Raw genomic sequence first — 22,657 nt, forward strand, 5'->3', positions numbered from 1 at the left:
GGAGATTCCTATTTTTCATCATTCTCTTTTGCCTCTGTCAGCGTCGATGGTGCATGTTCCCAACCACTGTCAAAAGCCCAATAGAGAGCGACCATCTGATAATCAGCGCAATTATAATCAACTCTGATCATATTTATTTCAAAGGGTCGCTATTATTGCCCGAGTATGATCAAGAATCATACTCCTGACCTCTTCAACCTCTTCCGAACTATAGCCTTCAAAGTCCAGGGTGCGGACGACAGTTTCTCTGGCAAAACGAAACACAATCACCTGCCCCAAAATCGCAACAGCTTTGATTTTTGCCGATTTCTCCGTTTGCCTTGTCGAGATAACCATAATCAACGCTGTTATTGAATCAATCACACCACCCATGAAACCTTTAAAAATCAATTCATAGGCTGAGGATGGATCAAGTTGTTCACGCAAAATAATTCTGCCGATCCGTAGCCCCTGACCAGAACCGATCATAAAATTAATGAGTTCATTGAGCAATTTTTCAAGCATTTGGGCTGCCTTGAACCGGGCATCATCACTATTGAAATCAATGCCGCCCATTTCCTTTTCCACCCCGGATGTATGCGAAACAATAATACTGACAACATGTGAAATCATTGCCCTGTACAACCCTTCCTTCCCGTTAAAATAGTAGGGAATTGAAGAGATATTCACTCCGGCCTCTTTGGCAATCATTCGAGTTGTAGACGCTTCATAGCCATGTTTGCCAAAAACATCTATGGCTGTTTCCAATAGCCGCTCTTTAGCTGATGTCTTTGTATGATCGGTTATTACTTCATTCTTGCTAGTCATAGATAAACTCCTTTAAGACGATATAAAAAATCTAGTTCAATCGTTCGAATAAGTCAATCGATTGAAACAGGCTTATCTTTTTTTACTCGTCATGGGTGTTTATTTTCTATCACCCTGAAATAGAACCGAAATGTCTTTCTTGACTTTTTTACTCGTGATAGGTATAAATTATTCATCTAAACAAAAGGAGACAAATAGAATGTCTGATGAAATCAAATACCAAGATGGAACCCTTGCCCTACATGCCGGGCAAGTTCCCGATCCGACAACAAATTCTCGAGCCGTGCCGATTTACCAAACATCGTCATATACGTTCGATTCAGCTGAACATGCAGCCAATCTCTTTTCACTCAAAGAAATGGGCAACATTTATACCCGCCTGATGAACCCGACGACCGATGTGCTGGAAAAACGACTTGCTGAACTTGATGGCGGTGTCGGCGCTTTGGCCTTGGCTTCGGGGTCAGCGGCAGTCACTCTAGCGATCATGAACATCGCCCAATGTGGTGACAATATTATCACCAGTAGCTGTCTTTATGGCGGCACATTCAATCTGTTTCACCATACTTTTAAGCGGATGGGAATCGGTGTCAAATTTGTCGATACCTCAAACCCAGCCAATGTGGCAGCCGCCATCGACGACAACACCAAAGCGCTCTATACTGAAACCATCGGCAATCCGAAAAACAACGTTGACGATTTTGAGGCTCTGGCCAAGGTTGCCCATGACAACGGCATCCCCTTCATCGTCGATAATACCGTTGCCACCCCGCTGCTCTTCAAACCTATCGAACATGGTGCCGATATCGTCTGCTATTCCTTAACCAAGTTTATTGGTGGACACGGTACCAGTATTGGTGGTGCAGTGGTTGACAGCGGGAACTTTGACTGGACAAGTGGTCGTTTTACAGAGTTCACCACTCCGGACCCAAGTTATCACGGTCTGGTTTATCATGAGGCCCTTGGCAACCTCGCCTATATTCTCAAGATGCGCCTCACCCTGCTGCGCGACATGGGCCCTTGCCTCTCTCCAACTAACGCCTTCAATTTTTTGCAGGGGCTAGAAACCCTGCATGTCCGCATGCCACGTCATTGTGAAAACGCCCTTAAAGTGGCGCAGTTTCTGGAGCAGCATCCTCAGGTGACCTGGATCAATTATCCAGGACTTGAAAGTCACAAAGATTATCAGAATGGGCAACGCTACCTTCCCAAGGGGCAAGGGGCAATTATCGGTTTCGGCATCAAAGGTGGCGCTGAAAGCAGTGCTAAATTTATCGATAAGGTTAAGCTGGCAAGCCATCTGGCAAACATCGGCGATGCCAAGACTCTGGTCGTTCATCCTGCCTCGACGACCCACCAGCAATTGAATGCAGAAGAACAATTAACCGCAGGCGTCACGCCCGACTATATCCGTATTTCGGTTGGCATTGAAGATATTGAAGATATTATTGCTGATCTGGATCAGGCGCTGAACGCCAGTTGATCAGGAATGTGAAGAGAAACAGCAGCGGGCGACGGAAATATTTTCGTCGCCCGTTTTTTGTTGTGTAACCTCCCCGTGTGACGCAGCCGGAATGAAACAGCTGATTTGAGAAATAGAGAGGCAAATGTTTGAGGGCATCAGCCCGAGTTTTTGCCGCTCCTCAAAGCAGCTGTGAAATGGAGAGAACCCGCAGGGCAAGGAGTTCGGGTGCCCTTTTTTGCTGGCTTTTTTGTGGCACGACAAAAAAGCCAGGCGTCGAGCGGGGACGCAACCCCGCGACCTGATAAGTAATCTGGGGACATAATGCTTATTCCCAAAATTGGCATTATGTCCCCAGTTTCGCGAGCCGGGCACTAACTATGTCCAGTGCTTACAACTGGATCACGCTTTTTTGAATGGGGCGGCACAAGGGTACGCAAGCGTTTCCAGGTGACGAAGACAGTTCGGTCATAAATGACTGACCCTTCGCATTAAGAGCCTCGATAAGTGTTTGGAGCAGAATTCGAAATCTGCAGCCAGATCAGAAGTCCAAGTCAGAAACCGGATGATTCGTGGTTTATCAGTCGCTTGTCAAAGAACGAAAAGTCATCTTTTGCGTTAATGGTTATCTTTACTCTTGACGGCCGGGGGCCTGATAAGTGTTAGGTTGCCTTCTGTGCAAAGACGAAAAGGTCTTTTGTTGTTTCGCCAGAATCTTCTTTGTAATTCTGTTCCGATATTTCCTTTATTTCGAAACCAGCTTTTTCGAGCAGCTTGATTATGACAGCTCGTTTAAAATAGTTGAAATAGATTTCTTTTTCTGAAAAGCATGTTGCTTCGTACTGGGTTTTATTTCCTTCCATGAAGGAAAGGTAGAGGTAGCCATTGTGATTTATGATTTTGCTTATGTTTTGAATAAATTTTTCGGTCTCTTTGTTTGATAGGTGCACAATGCAAAATGAAGCAATGGCGATGTCGTATGTTTCTTGTAGGTCAATGCTCCTCAGGTCGCCAACATAAAATTGCCCGTTTGGGACATTCTGCTTTGCTTGATTCACCATTTCTTCGGAGAGATCAAAGCCTGTAATCTCGTAGCTAGGATTTTGGTCGAAGAAAATTTTGGAAACATTTCCAGGACCGCAGCCCAAATCAATTAATGATTTTGCGTGAGAAGCGTAGTTTTCTTGGAAATGCAGAATCTTGTTTTTGTACGGAGCAAAATCCATGAATTTCGCTGCGAAACATTCCGCTGATTCATTGTACGAATTAATTGTGATGGCAGTTTTATCCATTTTTAAATTTCTACAACCTAACGGTTTGGATAACCGGTGGCGACGCGACCTATGCGAACCACTGAGTTATTCGGATTGAAAAACAGAAGTATCGCCCATCCGGTTAATTTTATTGTTAGATTCGATTTTGATCTATTGCTTGAATATGTCCACAAAATATTCCGTTTCCCCCGGTGCTACTGAAGACATGCCAATTGCTCCGTCTTCCTTTTCTTGCGTAAGCCAACCAATATATTTAGGGATTTCAACCCACGATGGTGGTTCATGGTGGCCGTCTGCGGATCTTGTTTCGTAAGATGTTTTTCCGTCAGCGACCCTGACAAGCGCAATACCGTGCTGACGAGCATATTGAATTGCTCCTTTTTGGAAACCAACGGTAGCGAATATCATTCCTTTTTGCGCGCCGAGAACCGACACCTTGTCGCGTAATGCTTGAACGATTTCTCTTTTAATTGGGTTTTTATGGTGCTTGCATTCAATTAGGAGGAGGTAGTCACCACCAAATGCTTTGAATCGTGCGGTGACGTCAATTTGGAAAGTACCGTCACGGTTTTCAATTTTTTCGTCATGCAAAAATTGTAAGTCTTTGAGCTGCTCGCCTGAACTTTCAAGTAGAGACTTCACCCAAAGTTCGAATTCCGTAGGATTCATTTTAGTGACATTTGCGTCCCATGGGGGAATCATTTTATTCCTTAAGAATCTAACATTGTTAATAAGTGGAAATAATTCCACTTATTGGTATATAGAGAAGCAAATACGGCTATTTCTGTCCGTAAATGATATTTTAATATTTTCTTCTTATTGCGGTATTAAGGACAAAACATGGAAAAGCCCCCTCGCTTTTGCCTACCCCCTGACCTTAAGTTGATGGGTCAAGACTGGGAAATTCTGCGGTAGTGTAACTATGTTTTAAAAGCTGAACAAGTTTATTTTCATTGAATTTAACGTTAGATCCGTTTTGATGGAGGCAATACCGCAGCTTGCGATCAAACAAAACCGGCGGGTTTCGTCCCGCCAGACGAGTGGCTTTTCTATCACGACATAGAAAAGTCACCAAAAGAGGTCGCCCCAATACCAGCGCCCGCTAAAGCAGGTTCCTTCCGCACCACAAACCAGCGATGCGCTCGCAAAACTCGGGGCTCGTAGCCCCTCAAACATTCCTCGCTTATCTCATCGCCGTTTTGCTTCGCTCCAGCGCGGGCATAAGGGGAAGGATAATTACTTCCAGTTAGATTACAGATTGAGCCCCCTACCCGTGTGACGCAGCCGAAATGGAACAGCTGATTTGAGAAACAGAGCGGCAAATGTTTGAGGGCTTGAGCCCGAGTTTTTGCCGCTCCTCAAAGCAGTTGTGGAATGGAGGGAACCCGTAGGGCAAGGAGTTCGGGTGCCCTTTTTTGCTGACTTTTTTGTGGCACGACAAAAAAGCCTGGCGTCGGGCGGGGCCGCAACCCCGCGACCTTATAGTTTACTATTTTGACAATAAAAAAAAACCGGCGGGTCTCGTCCCGCCAGACGAGAGTCTTTTCTATCACGACATAGAAAAGTCACCAAAAGAGGTCGCCCCAATACCAGCGCCCGCTAAAGCAGGTTCCTTCCGCACCGCAACCCAGCGATGCGCTCGCAAAACTCGGGGCTTGTAGCCCCTCAAACATTCCTCGCTTATCTCATCGCCGTTTTGCTCCGCTCCAGCGCAGGCATAAGGGGGAAGAAAAGCTCTTTTTTGTCAATTCCCGTGTTACGCAGCCGAAATGGAACAGCTGATTTGAGAAATAGATCGGCAAATGTTTGAGGGCGTCAGCCCGAGTTTTTACCGCTCCTCAAAGCAGTTGTGGAATGGAGGGAACCCGCAGGGCAAGGAGTTCGGGTGCCCTTTTTTGCTGACTTTTTTGTGGCACGACAAAAAAGCCAGGCGTCGAGCGGGGCCGCAACCCCGCGACCTGATGGTTAATTGTTTTATCGATTATTCCACAAAATGAAATCCGGGCGTCAGCACTTCTTCCCCAACTCTTGCAGCAAGTTCTTCCTCAATTATCGATTTCTCGAATTCATCAACTTCAGTCTGATTCTGATTGCTCAGAAACGCCTTGCTTCCAGAATCAGAAAGGCTGATCAATTGATACCCTTCAGAGCCATAAACCAGATAGAAAAGGGAAACATCATCAGGTGTTTGACATTGAAGTTGACTGGTATCTAGCGGATAGGTTCCATGATCGACAAAATAGATCTCAATCTGTGTTTGACAGGTGGTCAGAGCAGAGCGTGCTATCGTATCGTTAGCTTTTTGCTGATAAGCGGTAAACTGTGGTATGGCAATAGCTGCCAGGATGCCAACGATCACGATAACCACGGGAATGATTAACAAAAACAATAAAGCCCCGGAACTGGTCTCGGGGAATTTTTCCTGCAATTTCTCTTCACTCTTAAAGGCGTAAATAAAAAATTCAATTAGCGCGAACAGAGAAGGAATATACGTCCAGCAAAACAGAAGGTACAGCACCCCTTGCAGATACTTCTTGACATAAAACTTATGTCCACCAATGCCGCCAAGAAAAAAAGTAATCAATAGCAAAGCGGCCTTGTTGATGGCATTACGGGGCGGAGTTACGCGGACAAAACATTTGGGACAAATTTCAGCTTTAACATTGATTTGGTTGCCACAGCTGGTACAAAATTTACGCGGCGAAGAATCTTTGCTAGCACGTGGCTTTATTGGACTGGAATTTGAGGTACGGGGCAATTGCTGTTGTCGTGCTGGTGGTGTCGATGGAGATGGAGAATCGAGGTCTGACTGAACAAAAGGGAACGTTTTCCGACATTTTGGACAGGTCACTGTTTTTCCATGCAATATAGCTGGATCCTGGTGAACGTCTTGACTAAAACCACAGTGAGGGCAGTTGATATGGCACTGAAACATAACGACTCCTGAAACAGATACGTTTAAAATTGACAATATAAAAAATCATCATCGCACTAAATGCCATAGTCCTAAACCACATCTAATTCGTCAATGTAAATTATATGAAAGAACTAATAATGTAGAGTATTTCTTTCGGGATGTAAAAATAAACTTTAAGTCCCTTATTCCCTTGGAAAGGTACGCAAGGCGGATAAGAGGAAGAAGTATCGATGCTGGCCTCTCACTTTGCCCTTCACCTCGATGATGAGGGCATTAAGAATTGACACCGTAGCCAAGGGTGACAGATAGTGACTATCAATCTGAATAAATATAATTATATTGCATTATCTACTCACTTGGACTCATGACCCCACCGATTAACGACATTCTTCCCGAGCTAAAGACCGCCCTTGCAGCTCACCAGACGGTGATTCTACAAGCGCCTCCCGGTGCAGGGAAGACCACCCAGGTTCCTCTGGCGCTGCTTGATGCCGATTGGCTCCAAGGGAAAAAAATTCTGATGCTGGAACCAAGACGGCTAGCAGCGACGAATGCGGCCCGTTATATGTCAAAATTACGGAGCGAGTCTGTTGGTGGCACCATTGGCTACACGATCCGCTATCAACGACAGGTTTCGAAACAGACCCGCATAGAAGTGGTGACGGAAGGGATTCTGACACGGCGATTGCAGTCCAACCCTGAGCTGGAGGGGGTCGGTCTGATTATCTTTGATGAGTTCCACGAACGGAACCTGAACAGTGATCTGGCTTTGGCGCTTTGTTATGACGCTCAGCAGGGATTGCGCGATGACCTGAAAATCCTCATCATGTCAGCGACATTGGACGCCGAACCGCTGGCGAAATTATTGAATGCGCCCCTCCTCAGCAGTGCCGGACGGAGCTATCCGGTCACGATACACTATGCCGCGCAAGAGACCGATAACCTGATTGCAGGGACAACCGCAGCCGTCCATCGTGCATTGGCTGAGACCGAAGGTGATATTCTGGTCTTTCTTCCGGGAGCTGGTGAAATTAACCGTTGCCGGCAATTGCTTATGGGATTGAACGAAGTCGACATCTGCCCACTATACGGAGCACTCCCCTACCCTGATCAAGAGAAAGCAATCAAATCCGGCATCCGCAGAAAAGTTGTGCTGGCAACCAATATTGCCGAAACCAGTCTGACGATTGCAGGGATTCGTGTCGTTATCGATAGCGGTTACGCCCGGCAACCCCGTTTCGACCCTGCTAGTGGATTGACCCGACTGGAATTGGTCCGTATTTCTCAAGCCAGCGCAGCACAGCGGACAGGCCGCGCTGGACGGCTCTCTGCCGGAGTCTGCTACCGGCTTTGGAGTCAGGGAGCCCATGGCAGCCTGCTCCCTTTCACGCCGCCGGAAATCCGCAATGCCGATCTGGCTCCATTGGTGCTTGAGCTGGCCAACTGGGGCTGTCCCAATCCGTTGGAGCTGACTTGGCTCGATCCACCACCAACGGGTGGCTTACAGGCCGGACGACGTTTATTGCAGTTACTTAATGCCCTGAGCTCTTCTCATCAGCTGACAACGATCGGAAGAGCTCTAGCAAAGCTCCCGACCCATCCGCGGTTGGGACGTCTGTTACTGGCGGCAGAGAAACTTGACTGCTTATCTCTGGGGTGTGATCTGGTAGCTCTTCTGTCAGAGCCATCCCCCGATCGTTATCAGCAATTGCAAACCCAGCTAGAAACCCTGTGGAGATGTCGCAAGCAAGGACAACTGGAAGCATACCGCAACATTGAGCGTGCGGCGGCCTATTGGCGCAAGCGCTACCAGCTAAAACCTGTAAACGGGCTTCCGAACAACAATCGAAGATTACTTGGGAAACTTTTGGCCAGCGCCTTTCCTGATCGGATTGGGCGTCTGCGTCACGGTGAAAACGACCGTTATCTTTTTGCTTCAGGCCGTGGAGGACAACTACAAAAGAATTCCCCACTCCACAAACAAAAGTTTCTCGTGGCGACGGAACTCACAGGTAAGCGGGGACAAGAGGGACAAATTATTCAGGCCACAGGCTTGGAACTTACCGATATTCTCACCCTCTATCCCGACTGCCCCTGGACCAAAGAAGTTTTCTGGGATGACCAGACCGGTCGCATTGTTGCTCGAAATGTACAACAGTTTGGCAAATTGAATCTGGCCGAGAAACCCGCTTCCAGTTCCATGGAAGAATCATCCACCGTGCTTTTGGAGATGCTACGAACTAAGGGCCTTGAAGTGTTGAATTGGACACCCGAAGTCGAAACGTTTCGTGCCCGAGTTGCCCTGATTCGCGGAGCCTATCCAGATGAGAATTGGCTTGAACTAAGCAATGCTAAGCTACTTATAAATATAGAAGATTGGTTGTTACCATTTATCGCAGATGTGAAAAATACCAACGGTTTGCAAAAGATCAATCTGCTTGCAGCCCTGCAGTCGTTGTTTACCTGGCAGCAACTGCGGAAGATCGATAAATTGACGCCCGAACGACTGAAGGTGGCGAGTGGTTCCAGCATCAAAATACAATATTATTTGAACAGTCAACCGATCCTTGCCGTCAAATTGCAGGAGATGTTTGGAGAATCCGATACCCCGCATATTGGCGCTGGAAGAATCCCCGTTCAACTCCACTTGCTTTCCCCTGCTGGTCGACCATTACAGGTGACCCAAGACTTACGAACTTTCTGGGATGACGTTTATCCAGAGGTCAAAAAAGAGATGCGAGGACGTTACCCGAAACATCCCTGGCCGGACGATCCGTGGAATGCGCTGCCGACCCGATATACTAAGCAACGTAGAGGAAGATAAATTTTAAGGTTGGTGACTAGTTACGGGTGCCATGTAGAAGCATGGCACCCCAATAACAGGTTTAATCGGCTGAAACCATCTCGCCATTGAGCATAACTTTGAGATGTCCTTGTTTATCGACATAATAATCCTTGCATTTTAAATTTTTAGGCATAACTTTCAGTTTGACACAAGCGTAACCGGGGACATCTGAGCTAAATCGACCAATGTGAGCATAATTATCATTGGCAATAGCGTAGAGACTCATGTCATTGAACAAGACCTTTTCAAATTCGTGGTTATCTTCAGGGGCAACAAATTTTTTCCGTTTAAAATCAGGTGTAATGGCAACATGAGCACGCCGATAAAGCTTACGGCCACTTGGCTCAAACTTGCAGTCAGCATATCGACAACCAATGATTGCACTTGCCATTCCGTCGTAAAAATGACCAGCCCAGGAAAATTGTGGATCAATGATCCAATCTACAGGTTTTTCGCCCATGGGTTTTTCCATAGCATAACCCCACAATGACGTGTCTTGGTCATAGACTGGGATCAGATCCTGAGCAGCAGCACCAATGACAGAGACCAGTAAGCAAACAAGTGAAGTTAATACAATAATTTTGATTCTGTTCATTTTTTTCTCCACATTTCAAAGGGTTAAAATCTCACCGGTTACCAGTAATGATTGTGAATGAGAGGTGCTAATAAAAAGTCAGAACACACGCCTTAATGTGCTTTGTTCCTCCAGACAAAATCCGGGCCGCCGATTGAAAACCAGTTTTTCTCACTTGGCGTGATTATGACGTTAATTCGTTCATTCTAATGCTCTCATACGACCAGCTATGCACTTGAAGTCCACTTAGCACTTTAAGTTTTATATGCACCGCTAGGTGCATATCACTCCTTTTCAAGATGAAAGTCAAGCAAATTTACATCTTTTTTTTGCATCTAAGGTGCAGACCATAAGCTTCCGATCTCAAAGTTTTTTCACAGGATTAAAGTGATGAATTATGAATTCAAACTGAGGTTAAAATGGGGTCGCGATGAATCCTGAAAATATTAAATAATGTTGACTAATTAATATGAGAGATATAAAAAGATCTATGTGCAACCAAAATCGCAAAAGCAACAAATGTTGCAGATACTGAAACTGGAGGAATAATGGCTGAAGAAATCGACAGAAGAGTCAGAAAAACCAGAGCAGCCCTATTAAAAGCGCTATTAGAGCTACTAGATGAATACCCATATAAAGAAATTAGCGTCAAAATGTTAACGGATAAGGCCGACATTGCAAAACCAACTTTTTATAGGAACTTCACAAGTATTGAAGAGATGCTACAGAAAGAATTGGACAATAAGGCAAATATAATTTTTGAAAAAGAATACAACGAACTGCATGAGTGTACATACCTAGATGAGGTGACGGTTGGGTTAGTGCAAAATTGGGCAGACAACGAAACTCTTCTCATCGCATTATATAAAGCAGAAATGGATAGTAAAGTTTGTGAATCCTTTGCCCGATACTCAGCTAGATATATAAATATACTCAACAAAGGGGGGACTATTGACATCAACTCACTGAAACTTCGATATTTTTCAGGTGGAATTTATTGCGCTGTCAGGACATGGTTATTATCAGGACGGAAAAGTCCAATCAAAGAGTTGTCTGATATTATGGCTCTTGGCCTCTTTCCCATGATAACAAATAAAGCCATTCATCTCTCTCGCGCAGAAAAAAGAGATCAGTGAAAAGTGCGTGGAAGCTCTGTACCCCATGTGAGGACGTCCATTCCTTATTAAGGCGGCAGAAACTCGTTCCATGGGCGCCGTAGCGGGATTCTATTCCGACACAACATGCAAGCAATCATCAATTAAGACGAGAGACTTAGTGGATAACCACTCGATCGCGCCCCTGTTCTTTGGCTTCATAGAGGGCTTTATCTGCAGTTTCCATTAGCTGTTCAATGCTTTCAACGCCGGAGTAACCTGTCACCCCAATGCTAACGGTAAGCTTTTCACCATGCGGAAAAGACCAGCCAGAAACCACCGTCCTAAGCTCATTAAGAAGCCGCCCGGCAACGCTAACCGATGTTTCAGGCAGAACTATAGCAAACTCTTCGCCTCCTATACGGGCTAAGAGATCAGTCTTTCTTGCCTTATGAGCAACCAATTGAGAAAGCTCTTTCAAGACTTCATCGCCGATTCCATGGCCATAAGTATCATTAACGTTTTTAAAATAATCAATATCAAAAATTGCAATAGATAACTGGTGATTATAGCGGCTGCTTAAATTTAAAAGTATTTTTAGTTCTGTATAAAATTCACGCCTATTGGGCAGTCCTGTTAGGTCGTCGGTAACAGCCATCTCTTTCATGGCATTGAAGTTTTCATTAAGTTTGCTGCGCATAGCTTCCAGGGTCTGGCCAAGGATGGTCAGTTCGTCTCTGCCTTGCCACTCACAGACAATACTAAGATCGCCTGAGGACAGCACCTCTGCCTGTTTTTTCAACCGCTGCAGTGGTCTTAGTATCTTGAAATGAATACTTGGAATAACAAGCAACAAGGCACAAAAAAACATGGCGGCAAACAAAATGATAATAATATTATGCTCTTGTTTAAGCTTGGGAACTATCCAGCCATTATCTACTGTAATCTGGACAAAGCCCAAATTTTCTCGGTCTTTTGAAACAATTTGACGCAATGTCGATGAATCAATTTCATGCTCAGGAATTTCTTTGGAAACCTTCATCAGATAGAGATCAAAAATATCAGAAAATACTTCAATACTGACTATCCGTTCATCTCTTAACAGAAAACGGACCGTATTGCTAACCCCATCTGGGGAAAAGGAAAGCATTGCATCCTCAGTACTTTCCACAAGGGTCTTGAGGGTTTCGTGATGAAAAACTGAGAGTTCATTCTTAAGCTTTGTTCGCTCCAGATCAAGGGTTATGATCATACCGACAGTGATAGGAACAAGCAGTCCTATAAGCAAAACCCAGAAGAGAAACAGGGCCACGCTATGAAATTTTATATTTTTAATGACTTGCATGGGGAGGACACTTCAAATCATCAGAGTAATCGTGGATAGAGATTAAACCTAGAATGATATCTTTCTTTATGACTTCAATTCGCGCGCGCATTTCAAGGGTAATTAAAGATTCATTATGCTCATCAAACGCTAACCCTACAACATCCTGTTCCAACCCTAGCCGCTTAAAGTTATCTCTCCAAATACCCCGTTTAGCGAGCATCAGAGCAGCATAGAGTGTTTTATCTGTCCGCTTGAGCAATGAGGTTAACACATGACCGGGGTAGAGACCATTCTGGTTTACGTCAACACCGATTCCTAGTTTTCCTCGTGCAGCTACCGCTGCAAGCACAGCAGGCCCTGCCCCACCAGCGGCTTGAAAAATGACATCAGCGCCCTTGTCCATCATGTCATTAGCAATAGTGGCGGTAGCCTTCCCGTCAAACCATGCCCCGTCATAAATGCCAGTAAATCCTTCAAGAACTGTTATTTGCGGGTCAACATACTTTGCCCCTTGAACATAACCACACCAAAAGCGCCGCATATGAGGGATGTCGTTGACCGAGACAAAACCGATTATTTTACTTTTTGAAGCCATTGCTGCCAAAGCCCCAGCAAGAAATGACCCTTCATGTTCAGCAATTACAAAAGAGAACATATTCGGTTCATCATACACGGCATCGAGTAAAATGAACCGCGTTGCTGAATAGTTGCGCACAAATTGAACCAAGTTTGGAAAATGACTGCCATAGAGAGCGATTATGGGTGAATAACCGTCATCCGCATACTTTTTTACTTGATTTAAATAGTTATCCATACCAAAGTCAGCAACGGTCTCAGTGCAATTCAATCCTGTTTTTTGGGTAAACAAGGCAACACCTTTGTGCGCAGACGCATTAAATGGATTGTCTTCGATGCTGCCCTGATAGATCACCACAGGGTTAAAATTGTCAGCACTAACACTAGGGGGCTGTACAAAGAACACAGTCCACAACGCAACTAGAACAACTAAATAACGCATCGACACCCTTTCCTTGTAGATAGTGAGGGAAGAGATCAACAATCATTGAGATTCTCCCAAAAAACTTCTTCTATGCAAAAGTACAGAGATTTAATTTTTCTAAGCTTATCATAAGTCGTTTGGAAAGTCGCTTGATTGACAATATCAGATCACGACACGTTTTTCAGGATTTAAGCAGAGGCATAGGAGTGATAAACAAGGCATGTAGATACTAACAAGGGGAATCAGATAGGAATTGCAGGGCCTGACTGTATAGATTCAGTCAAACTCATTGCAAAAAACACGGAAAACAAGTGTTGCCAACGAAGCAAGAATCTCCATACCGACGGAGCTATTCATCGATACCCTTCGGCCTGTAAAGAGAACAGGTAGGCATACTGTCCGTTTTGGTTCATCAATTGTTCGTGACATCCACGTTCGACGATCCGTCCTTTTTCAATAACGATGATCTGGTCCGCCATTCGCACAGTGGAAAATCGATGCGAAATAAGGATGGTCATCTTGTCGCGACTCAGGTCGCGGAAGTGTTCAAAGATGGTTGCTTCGGCGGCAGCATCCATGGTTGCTGTTGGCTCGTCAAGAACCAGCAGGTCGGCTTCGCTGCGCATAAATGCACGAGACAGAGCAATCTTCTGCCATTGTCCACCAGAAAGCTCTCGTCCTCCCTTGAACCACTTGCCTAGTTGGGTATCGTATTTTTCTGGGAGTTTCTCAATGATCGAATCGGCCATGCCCTTTTCTGCGGCCTGTTGCCAATGTTGTCGATCCTCGAAATAATTAACGTCGCCGGCGCCAATATTTTCACCGACTTTAAATTGGTAGCGACCGAAATCTTGAAAGATGACGCCGATCCGACTGCGTAAAGCATCGGCCTGCCACTTCTGTAAATCTAACCCGTCAAGCAGAATGCGACCGCTGTCAGGTTGATAGAGACGCGTGAGAAGTTTGATTAAGGTGGTTTTGCCAGCGCCGTTTTCGCCGACCAAAGCCAAACTCTCTCCCGGTTGCAAATGGAAACTAACCTCCTGCAAAACAGGTTCTTCAGCTCCCGGATAAGTGAAGCTGACTTGTTCCAAACGCACGCCGTCCCCAGGTTGCGGACCACACTGCATGAGTCCCGCTTGCTGTGGCACCTCTTGTTCGAGATATTCATAAAGGTTAGAAAGGTAAAGGTTGTCCTCATACATGCCGCTGATCGCAGAAAGACTGGCTGATACTGCTGACTGTCCCTGCTTGAATAGCATCAGGTACATGGTCATTTGACCCAGGCTGATGACGCCTTTGATTGCCGACAGGGCAATCCAACTATAAGCACCATAAAAAGCAACAGTACCAATCAATCCAAGGAAAAAGCCCCAGGAGTCACGCCGCAGGGTCAGTTTGCGATCCTCGGCGAACAGTTTCTCGAAGATTGCACGATAGCGTCGAAGCAACAGCGGACCGAGCCTGAATAGCTTGACCTCTTTGGCGTAATCCTCACGAGCTAAGACCGTTTCCAGATACATTTGCATGCGTGTCTCTGGCGAACGCCAACGGAACAGCCGAAACTTGTCACCGGAGAACTTCGCCTCAGCGAGAAATTCAGGAACGCCACCGGCGATCAGAATCAGCACTGTCCAGGGAGAGAATTGTACCAGCAGTATCGCATAGCTGACCAGTGAGATGCCATTCTGTACTAATCCGAAGGTTCTGGTCACCAAACTCAAAGGGCGGGTCGAAGCTTCGCGTCGAGCGCGGGTCAACTTATCGTAAAATTCAGAATCTTCGAAATGAGACAACTTTAGGGTTAACGCTTTTTCCAGTATCAGCGTGTTGATTCGCTGTCCCATCAGCGCCCTTAACAGCGCCTGACAGGTAGAGATGCCTCGCTGTGCTCCAGCAATCAGGGCAACAACTCCGGCTTCGGCGATGACAAACAACAGCACAAAGGTCGTATCGGCGGTGCCAGTCTGTTGCTGCTGACCGATTGCTGTGACCACGCCGTCGACGATTAACTGGCCGATCCAGGCTACCGCCGCCGGTAAGATCCCAGCAATCAGGGTCAGGATGGCAAAGATCAGCGCCAGTTGTTTACTAGTCGTCCAGACCAGCTCCAGGGCGCGACGACTGTAACGGAAAACATCGAGGTAGCGTTTGTGTGACGGATCACTCTCAGTCATATATGTTGTGTGTTTCAAGGGACCTCAACCATGAAATTAATCGCAAAGCAGAATGAAAACAAAAAAGCACCTAGCTCAACAAAGCTAAGTGCTTAATATGATTGGTCGGGATGAGAGGATTTGAACCTCCGGCCCCTTGACCCCCAGTCAAGTGCGCTACCAAACTGCGCCACATCCCGATATGCAGTCATATTTACAAGAGGCGCGAATTATCTTTTATTCGTTGCGACTTGTCAAGAAATTACCTGCTATTTTATCAAGGAAATCACACGGTAATAATCCATACTTATTAACCTAAGATAACCAGACTTGTTACTCCACGCTAATAACGTTTCAAAATCATGCACTTTAATCGATTGTATCGACATAACTGAAGAATAACCATTTTAAATATTTTTCTATGTCGAATATGCGTACTTCTCTCACCACATATTTTATAGTCGTTCTATTGGAGCAACATCTACACCAAAGAGATCGATAATGTTATGATCTCGGTAATTTTTACCTACGAATAACTCACTCAACAAGACCTAGGACTGATCCATGGTAAATCAACTGGCGAAACAACGTGAAATTCTCAGCGTCATCGACACCCTATCTGGACATTACCTGCAAGGCAAGGTCAGAGCGCTACGACTGGCAATGATTGCCCTCCTGGCAGATGGACACCTGCTGCTGGAAGATATCCCCGGTCTGGGTAAAACGACTCTGGCGTTGGCATTATCCAGAGCTCTCGGACTCTCTTTCGGACGGATCCAATGTACTAGCGATCTGTTGCCATCAGATATCACCGGTTTATCGATTTTTGACCGCGAGCAGAATAATTTCCGTTTTATCAAAGGGCCGATTTTTAATCATATTCTTCTGGTTGATGAAATAAATCGGGCGATGCCAAAAACCCAGAGTGCCATGCTCGAAGCGATGGAAGAACGTAAAGTGACCATTGAAGGGACCAGCTATTCGCTGCCACATCCTTTTATCGTGATCGCCACTCAAAATCCACTCGAACAGATTGGGACTTACCCGTTACCAGAATCACAGCTTGATCGTTTTCTTATTACCACTGATATTGGCTATCCCCCGTCGCAACTGGAAAAAGATATTATTCGTGACGGCGGTATCCGGAACAAGATGATTCAGATTCAACCTCTGTTAACACTCAATGATATTGAACTGGCAAAACAAGCCGTTGCTACGATCCAGCTCAACGACAAGCTGGTTGAATATATTCTGGCAATAGCACAAGCCAGCCGTGGCCATAAATTCATTGCCGCAGGAATATCCACCCGTGGTGCCATCAGCATGGCTGCAGCAGCACGTGCAGCGGCCTACCTCGATGGCCGGAACTATGTGATTCCCGAAGATGTCAAATTGATCGCTGGACCTGTGGCTGCTCACCGTCTTATTCTGCGTCCAGAGCACCGATCCCTTAACCACCGTGAGGTCTTACTATCAATTTTCAACGACGTCCCCGTTCCTTTGGTCTAAAGCTAACCAAAGCGGGAGCGCTTTACATCATCATGACTCTGTTATTGGGTTTTGGGGCGGTCAATACGGGTAATAACCTGCTCTATTTGATGGTGTCAGCTCTCCTTGGTTTTATGTCGGTTTCTGGTTTTCTTGGTCACTGGAACCTGCAAAAATTAGACTTGACACTTGAGCCCCCAGAAGAAATTTATGCGGGATTGGAAACCTTGGTCAACGTCAAAGTTTTCAACCGCCGCCGCTGGCTTCCTGCCTTTCTCCTTGATATTTCGATTGATAATAATTATCGGCACCCTGGTCATCTGGCGCTATTGAAACGGCGAGAGCAGCAAGGAGTTGGAGTGGCCATGACTTTCCCTGACCGTGGAGACCATTGCCAGCATCGCGTCACTGTTAGCTCTGCTTTTCCCATTAATTTTTTTGTTCGTTATCGCCATGTTGAATTGCAGCAAGCTATTACAGTTTTTCCGCGTCCGATCCATTGTTACAATCAGGGAGTGACCGATGTTCAGCATGAATCTGGTGGAGAAAACGCTCTCCGGCGTGGTTTCGATGGTGACATTCATCAGATTAAAGACTATGTCGGCGGTGAGCCACTCAAAATGATCCACTGGAAGCTTAGCGCCCGTCATGACAGTTTGAAGCTTAAAGAGCTGTCAAGTCAGTATCAGCCTCCCATCGAAATTGATCCTCTCGCTTTGCCAGGACAGGAACTGGAACAACAGTTGTGTTGTGCTTCTTATCTGGTCAACGACCTCATTTGTTCCCATCAACCTGTCGGGTTGAAGTTGAAGTCACATGTTATCGCTCCAGGGCTCGGGAACGCCCACAAAATCTATTTACTCAAGGAGTTGGCCCGTTATGGTAAAGATTAAGGTGCCACTCGATATTTTGACATATCTCGTCGTTGCGCTGGGGCTTGGGCCACTGTTTCTGTGGCTTGATGTTCCTGTGCAGGTGATCGTCTTTGGTGCATTTATCGCCGGGATTCTCTGCGACAAACGCCAGCGGTACTGGTTTGGGTCACGGCTTGCGACTGCACTAACGTTGCTATTTTTTATCTTTTACAGTCTCCAGATCAATCTCAATAATGTGGTCCTTCCAGTCATTAATGTTTTAGCCTTGTTACTCAGTATCCGCTTACTCACTGAAAAACAAGGGCGTCATTATCTGCAAATGTTCGCTCTTTCGCTATTCTGTCTTGCTGCATCTTCTTTGCTGAGTTTAAATATTGCTTATCTTCCTGCTCTGATTCTCATGGTGGCAGGAGTCACCATCGGCCTGGTGTTGCTGACTTTTTATCAACGTAGCCCTGGGTTACGGTTGCAGCGACAACAACTGTCTATCCTGTTAAAAACAGCGACGATCCTCCCCGTAGGCTCTCTGCTATTGATGCTGATTCTATTTGTTGTTCTGCCCCGGACACAGTATCCGCTTTGGAATTTCCTCAATCCAAAAAACTCTGCCAAAACTGGTTTCAGCGAACAAGTACAACCTGGAACCTTTGCTCGTAATGTTGCCGACAAGAGCGTCGCTTTTCGGGTTAAAATCAAGGAGTTGGCTCGAGAGGATCTGTACTGGCGTGGAACAGTTTTGACAACCATTACCGGAAAGGTCTGGACGCGCGAGAGCCCGCAAGGGCCAAGGAGAGCGATTGTTGGCGGACAAACCATTGACTACACCCTCACCCTCCCCCCGACTAATGAACGTTTTTTGTTTACCTTGGATCTTCCTGAGGAGATTGAGGGGATAAGCCACCAGGTAGATAACGACCAAGTCTTTATGGCACGTCGGCAACTGGAAAAGAGCCATAGTTATAATGGGCAATCACGTCTCGGTGGACAGTTGCAACAACCGTCAAACTGGAACCGCGACCTCTACTTGCAAGTCCCTTCAACCTTGTCCTCACGGATCAAGCTGATCGCAGATACAATTCGCCAACAAACAGACAGTCTTTCGCAGCGAGTGGTCTTGCTAGAAGATTTTTTTCGTGAACAAAAGTTAAGCTACGCAGATCATGACCTCCCGGTCTCCACAGCTCCGATTGATGAATTTCTATTCACGAAAAAGCGTGGCTATTGTGAGTTTTTTGCGTCTTCGTTTGCACAACTCTTGCGCCTCTGTGAGGTGCCAACGCGTTTAGTCGGCGGATACCACGGTGGCGAATACAATAATATTGGTGGTTATTATGTTGTCACTGAAGATCTGGCTCATGTGTGGGTCGAGGCGTTGATAGAAAATCGATGGCAGAGGATAGATCCGAGTCGTCTGGCGGTCAATGCCGATAGTGCCCTCTTGGCTCCACGACAACAGGGCTTATCGTTATTCAAACGGACCGTGGACGGTGCTGAATATTTGTGGACTCAGGTGATCATCAATTATGATCTGCGACAGCAGATTAATTTGGTGAAATTCAGCGGTCAGAAACTGAAAAACATAGTCCCCGGAGTAGTCTCTATACGCACCCCGTTGTTGATTCTGACCGTATTGGTTGCCTTGATTACCCTGTTGATCTGGCTGTGGCGCCGCCAACGTATAAGCCCGGAAGGTCGACTGTTAAAGCGTTATCAGAAGGCGATTATAAAAAAATATGGGTTGCAAGCCATTGACAAAAATTGTGGCTTACTTGAATTTGCGCAACAGCTGGATGACCCCCACGCGATCAAGTTCGCTCGTTATCTCAGTTCATTTCTTTACACCGATCAATCGCTGACCGATGATGATGTCCATGCCCTCAATGTTCTTATAGACACCATCATCGTCTCATCCAGAAACAATCAGATCCCATGAAGCCGTTCTCTTCCGAGGTTGGCCAAAAGGGTAATAATCTTACGCCCTTTTATTAAGAATATCAGTGGGCAAATGGGGCTCCATATTGCTCCCATTGGCTATCAGGAACCAAGGCAATTTTGCCAATATAATCGCCACCTCTGTTAGCAAAATAATTTTCTGCATTGTGGATATCTGAAAGACGGAAGGTTTGGTGCAGGACAGGCGTTAATTGACCGCTACGTATCCACTCGATCAATTGCTCTGCCTCTGCCCGGGTTCCGTGGGAAACACCGAAGACTTGAACCTGATAGAGATAGATCTTACTCCAAAGGATTTGACTTGAACTACCGGAACTGGCTCCAGCGTTCGACAAACGTGGATAGGTTTTTCTTTCAGCCATACGATCAATCAGAACATCGATCAGTTGATTCGTCATTTCCCCACCGACCAAATCCATCACCGCATCGATAATAACGCCACCCGTTGCTTTTGCGACCGAACCCTTTAAATCTTTTGAAGCGGTCCGATCGACAACGCTTTCTGCGCCCAATGCAAGTAAAACCTTCTCCTTGCCAGGACTACTCACCGCATGAGGTATCGCTCCAATGATGCGACAAAGTTGCAATAAAGCCGTCCCAACGCCGCCACTGGCACCAGTCACAAGAATATGTTCACCCGCCTTCACCTGCGCTGCAGTCAGCATGTGAAACGCGGTCTGATAAGAACACATCCCTAGAGCTGCCAGCTGTGCATCTGCCAGTTCAGGGTTATCAATCCGATAAAATTGATTCGAAGGGACAACGATATATTCAGCATATCCACCATCACGGCCATGACCGTAATAATCTGGGGTCAAATTGATATCCCGACGCTCATCTGGATAAATATTGAAATCGAGCAGTCCGCGTTCGCCGATTCGATCTTTTGCTACTCCGCTCCCTGTGGCGACAACATGACCGACAACATCGGCACCTTGAATCCGTGGAAAGACCAGGGTCGGACTTCCCCCCATCTGGAATGAAGCGACATCATTTTCACTCTCAATAGAGTAAAGGCCTTCTCTGACTTTGCGATCGGTATTATTTTTTGCAGTCGCTGTGACTTGCACAAGGACTTCACCTTCACCCGGAGAAGGGACATCAATGTCTTCTCTATAAACTAACTTATCAACGCCACCGTGTCCCACTAACAGAACGCCAGCCATTTTTTTAGGTATCATGTTGTGCTCCTTCTCTTTAACTTTAAGATTTAAATGTAGATATTTTTTATCCTTTAGACATCAAACTATAACCAATAGCATCTCTATTCACAAGGAACAATCAATAATAATTTTAACCACATGTGCCCCTGCAGCCGGAAAGTTTTAACGATTATTTGGATTTGTAAGAGATCGAACCTGCAAGATAAAATCCTTCTTGGAAAGTTTTTTAAGTTTATTGTTGACAAAAATGGTCATATTAAACAATTATGAAAACCGTTTTCACAATTACGATAGGAGAAAGATTAAAGACATGGCAAAATTTACTGGCCCAAAAGGCAAAATAGTTCGTCGCTTCGGCGTCAATCTTTACGGTAACCCCAAATTTGACCAACTACTACAAAGACGCAATCAAAAGCCCGGACAGCATGGGTCTGCCCAAGGTCATCGGCGGATTTCTGAATATGCCCTTCAATTAACGGAAAAACAAAAACTTCGCCACAGTTACTGCTTGTTGGAAAAACAATTTCGCAAGATCTTCAAAAAGGCTGAACAGCAGAAAGGTGTCACCGGGGACAATCTTTTGTCGTTATTGGAAAGACGTCTCGATACTCTTCTGTTTCGATCCGGCTTTGGTTGCACTATGATGCAGGCAAGGCAGTTAATTAACCACGGTCATATTAAGGTCAATGACAGATGTGTTGATATTGCATCGTTCATGGTTAAAACTGGAGACCGAATCAGCGTCAGGGACTCTGAAAAAAGTCGAGTGTTGATTGCGCGACTGCTGAACGATAATTTACGTTTTATAGGTGCCCAATGGTTTAGCGTTGATAAATCAACTTTGACCGTTGTTGTTAATCACCTCCCTCAACGCAATGAAATTGAGTCTTTTGCAGATGAAAACATGGTTATTGAGTTTTACTCAAAGTAATTTTATTAAAGCCGACCTTATCAGCGTTGCTTTTTATCTGGGTTCCATTGTCATAGGGAACATGATGGTTCACAGTCTTGGACTCGTCACCGTTCTAGGGATGACTTTCCCCGCGGGAGCTGTGGCTGTTGGCTTGACCTTTTCAGCGCGAGATATCGTCCAGGAACGCTATGGGACGTTTGGCTGCTGGGGATGGATGTTAGCGGCCTCATTGATCACTTTAGCGTTCAATCAACAGTTGGCCTTAGCTTCCGGATGTGCTTTTGTTATTTCTGAACTGAGTGATTGGTATATCTTTACAAAGTCGCGCGGTGGACTTAAGCAGCGGCTTGTGCTGAGTAATCTGGTTTCAACTCCATTAGATTCACTGGTTTTTGTCCTTCTCGCTTTTGGTCCTGTTTGGCCCGCAATATGGGGACAAACAATTATAAAAATCTGCAGCAGTCTGTTGATTTTACCACTGCTGAGAAGCGGAACAACTAACCACGACCGTATCAGTCCACAGCGTCGTAAAGCCCTGAATTCTGCCTAATCACACAATCACAACACCTCATCTATGCGAATCCCTGATAGATTTAAACGCATAAAACTGACTGTTTCGTTGACTTTTATAAATCATCATGTTTTATGTAACAAATCAGAGACATTAATTTCGTAAATATCAATATCCGATGGCTGCTCTGGCCTATTTCACCTTTTCAAGGATGGGATAAGGCAAGGGGGATAGCCATTATTTTATTGATATTTTGTTTCACAATAGTATAGTTTTAGGTTTTATTATTTTATCGCGC

General features: G+C 45.6%; 18 protein-coding genes and 1 tRNA gene. 8 read left to right on the top strand and 11 right to left on the bottom strand.

Annotated elements, in window-relative coordinates; genetic code table 11:
• Positions 1-8: 8 nt before the first annotated feature.
• Both BLU87_RS17820 and BLU87_RS11355 read right to left on the bottom strand, forming a co-directional pair.
• Positions 9-131 (bottom strand): hypothetical protein, encoded by a 123-nt coding sequence (locus tag BLU87_RS17820; protein ID WP_281242544.1) that lies wholly within the window; start codon positions 129-131, stop codon positions 9-11.
• 7 nt (positions 132-138) lie between these two features.
• Positions 139-807 (bottom strand): CerR family C-terminal domain-containing protein, encoded by a 669-nt coding sequence (locus tag BLU87_RS11355; protein WP_092348398.1) that lies wholly within the window; start codon positions 805-807, stop codon positions 139-141.
• 199 nt (positions 808-1,006) lie between these two features.
• On the opposite strand from BLU87_RS11355, the gene BLU87_RS11360 reads away from it, so the two are divergent.
• Complete coding sequence (locus BLU87_RS11360) at positions 1,007-2,290, top strand: O-acetylhomoserine aminocarboxypropyltransferase/cysteine synthase family protein (RefSeq protein ID WP_092348401.1); 1,284 nt, start codon at positions 1,007-1,009, stop codon at positions 2,288-2,290.
• Positions 2,291-2,931: 641 nt separating this feature from the next.
• On the opposite strand, the gene BLU87_RS11365 is transcribed toward BLU87_RS11360, so the two are convergent.
• The 3 genes from BLU87_RS11365 to BLU87_RS17825 all read right to left on the bottom strand — a co-directional run bounded on the left by BLU87_RS11365 (position 2,932) and on the right by BLU87_RS17825 (position 6,478).
• Positions 2,932-3,561 carry a class I SAM-dependent methyltransferase gene (locus BLU87_RS11365; protein ID WP_092348403.1) on the bottom strand — a complete coding sequence of 210 codons (630 nt, stop codon included), beginning with the start codon at positions 3,559-3,561 and terminating at the stop codon, positions 2,932-2,934.
• Between the two features lie 132 nt (positions 3,562-3,693).
• Positions 3,694-4,245, bottom strand: coding sequence for a restriction endonuclease (locus BLU87_RS11370; protein ID WP_092348405.1), 552 nt, complete (start codon positions 4,243-4,245; stop codon positions 3,694-3,696).
• A 1,279-nt stretch (positions 4,246-5,524) separates the two neighbouring features.
• A complete protein-coding gene (locus BLU87_RS17825) occupies positions 5,525-6,478 on the bottom strand; it encodes an NINE protein (RefSeq protein ID WP_092348411.1) in 954 nt (317 codons plus the stop codon).
• Between the two features lie 346 nt (positions 6,479-6,824).
• Between BLU87_RS17825 and hrpB the strand changes: the two genes are divergently transcribed.
• Positions 6,825-9,284, top strand: coding sequence for an ATP-dependent helicase HrpB (hrpB, locus tag BLU87_RS11390; protein ID WP_092348414.1), 2,460 nt, complete (start codon positions 6,825-6,827; stop codon positions 9,282-9,284).
• A 61-nt stretch (positions 9,285-9,345) separates the two neighbouring features.
• On the opposite strand, the gene BLU87_RS11395 is transcribed toward hrpB, so the two are convergent.
• Positions 9,346-9,900, bottom strand: a complete 555-nt coding sequence (locus tag BLU87_RS11395) for a hypothetical protein (protein ID WP_092348417.1) — start codon at positions 9,898-9,900, stop codon at positions 9,346-9,348.
• Positions 9,901-10,427: 527 nt separating this feature from the next.
• On the opposite strand from BLU87_RS11395, the gene BLU87_RS11400 reads away from it, so the two are divergent.
• Complete coding sequence (locus BLU87_RS11400) at positions 10,428-11,015, top strand: TetR/AcrR family transcriptional regulator (protein WP_092348420.1); 588 nt, start codon at positions 10,428-10,430, stop codon at positions 11,013-11,015.
• Between the two features lie 136 nt (positions 11,016-11,151).
• Here the strand turns inward: BLU87_RS11400 and BLU87_RS11405 are convergent, their stop codons facing one another.
• From BLU87_RS11405 to BLU87_RS11420, 4 genes are all read right to left on the bottom strand, one after another.
• Entirely contained in the window at positions 11,152-12,318 is a 1,167-nt protein-coding gene (locus tag BLU87_RS11405; RefSeq protein ID WP_092348422.1) for a sensor domain-containing diguanylate cyclase, read from the bottom strand.
• Positions 12,305-13,318 carry a BMP family ABC transporter substrate-binding protein gene (locus tag BLU87_RS11410; RefSeq protein WP_092348425.1) on the bottom strand — a complete coding sequence of 338 codons (1,014 nt, stop codon included), beginning with the start codon at positions 13,316-13,318 and terminating at the stop codon, positions 12,305-12,307. Before BLU87_RS11410 ends, BLU87_RS11405 begins: the two co-directional genes overlap by 14 nt.
• Before the next feature lie 335 nt (positions 13,319-13,653).
• Positions 13,654-15,477 (bottom strand): ATP-binding cassette domain-containing protein, encoded by a 1,824-nt coding sequence (locus tag BLU87_RS11415; RefSeq protein WP_092348428.1) that lies wholly within the window; start codon positions 15,475-15,477, stop codon positions 13,654-13,656.
• Between the two features lie 102 nt (positions 15,478-15,579).
• Positions 15,580-15,656: transfer RNA gene (locus tag BLU87_RS11420), tRNA-Pro, on the bottom strand.
• Positions 15,657-16,020: 364 nt separating this feature from the next.
• Here BLU87_RS11420 and BLU87_RS11425 point away from each other — a divergent pair.
• The 3 genes from BLU87_RS11425 to BLU87_RS11435 are packed head-to-tail and all read left to right on the top strand — an operon-like array spanning position 16,021 to position 19,752.
• Positions 16,021-16,965, top strand: a complete 945-nt coding sequence (locus BLU87_RS11425; RefSeq protein WP_092348430.1) for an AAA family ATPase — start codon at positions 16,021-16,023, stop codon at positions 16,963-16,965.
• Between the two features lie 32 nt (positions 16,966-16,997).
• Complete coding sequence (locus BLU87_RS11430) at positions 16,998-17,837, top strand: DUF58 domain-containing protein (protein WP_092348532.1); 840 nt, start codon at positions 16,998-17,000, stop codon at positions 17,835-17,837.
• Positions 17,824-19,752, top strand: coding sequence for a transglutaminase TgpA family protein (locus BLU87_RS11435; RefSeq protein ID WP_175498366.1), 1,929 nt, complete (start codon positions 17,824-17,826; stop codon positions 19,750-19,752). The genes BLU87_RS11430 and BLU87_RS11435 overlap by 14 nt, the downstream gene beginning before the upstream one ends.
• A 61-nt stretch (positions 19,753-19,813) precedes the next feature.
• On the opposite strand, the gene BLU87_RS11440 is transcribed toward BLU87_RS11435, so the two are convergent.
• Positions 19,814-20,953, bottom strand: coding sequence for an alcohol dehydrogenase catalytic domain-containing protein (locus BLU87_RS11440; protein WP_092348436.1), 1,140 nt, complete (start codon positions 20,951-20,953; stop codon positions 19,814-19,816).
• Between the two features lie 292 nt (positions 20,954-21,245).
• On the opposite strand from BLU87_RS11440, the gene rpsD reads away from it, so the two are divergent.
• Positions 21,246-21,866 (top strand): 30S ribosomal protein S4, encoded by a 621-nt coding sequence (rpsD, locus tag BLU87_RS11445; protein WP_092348439.1) that lies wholly within the window; start codon positions 21,246-21,248, stop codon positions 21,864-21,866.
• Positions 21,832-22,398: a VUT family protein gene (locus BLU87_RS11450; protein ID WP_175498367.1), complete on the top strand. Its 567-nt coding sequence runs from the start codon at positions 21,832-21,834 to the stop codon at positions 22,396-22,398. The genes rpsD and BLU87_RS11450 overlap by 35 nt, the downstream gene beginning before the upstream one ends.
• Positions 22,399-22,657 lie beyond the last annotated feature (259 nt).

Source organism: Desulfuromusa kysingii, from assembly GCF_900107645.1.
Taxonomy (GTDB): Bacteria; Desulfobacterota; Desulfuromonadia; order Desulfuromonadales; family Geopsychrobacteraceae; genus Desulfuromusa; species Desulfuromusa kysingii.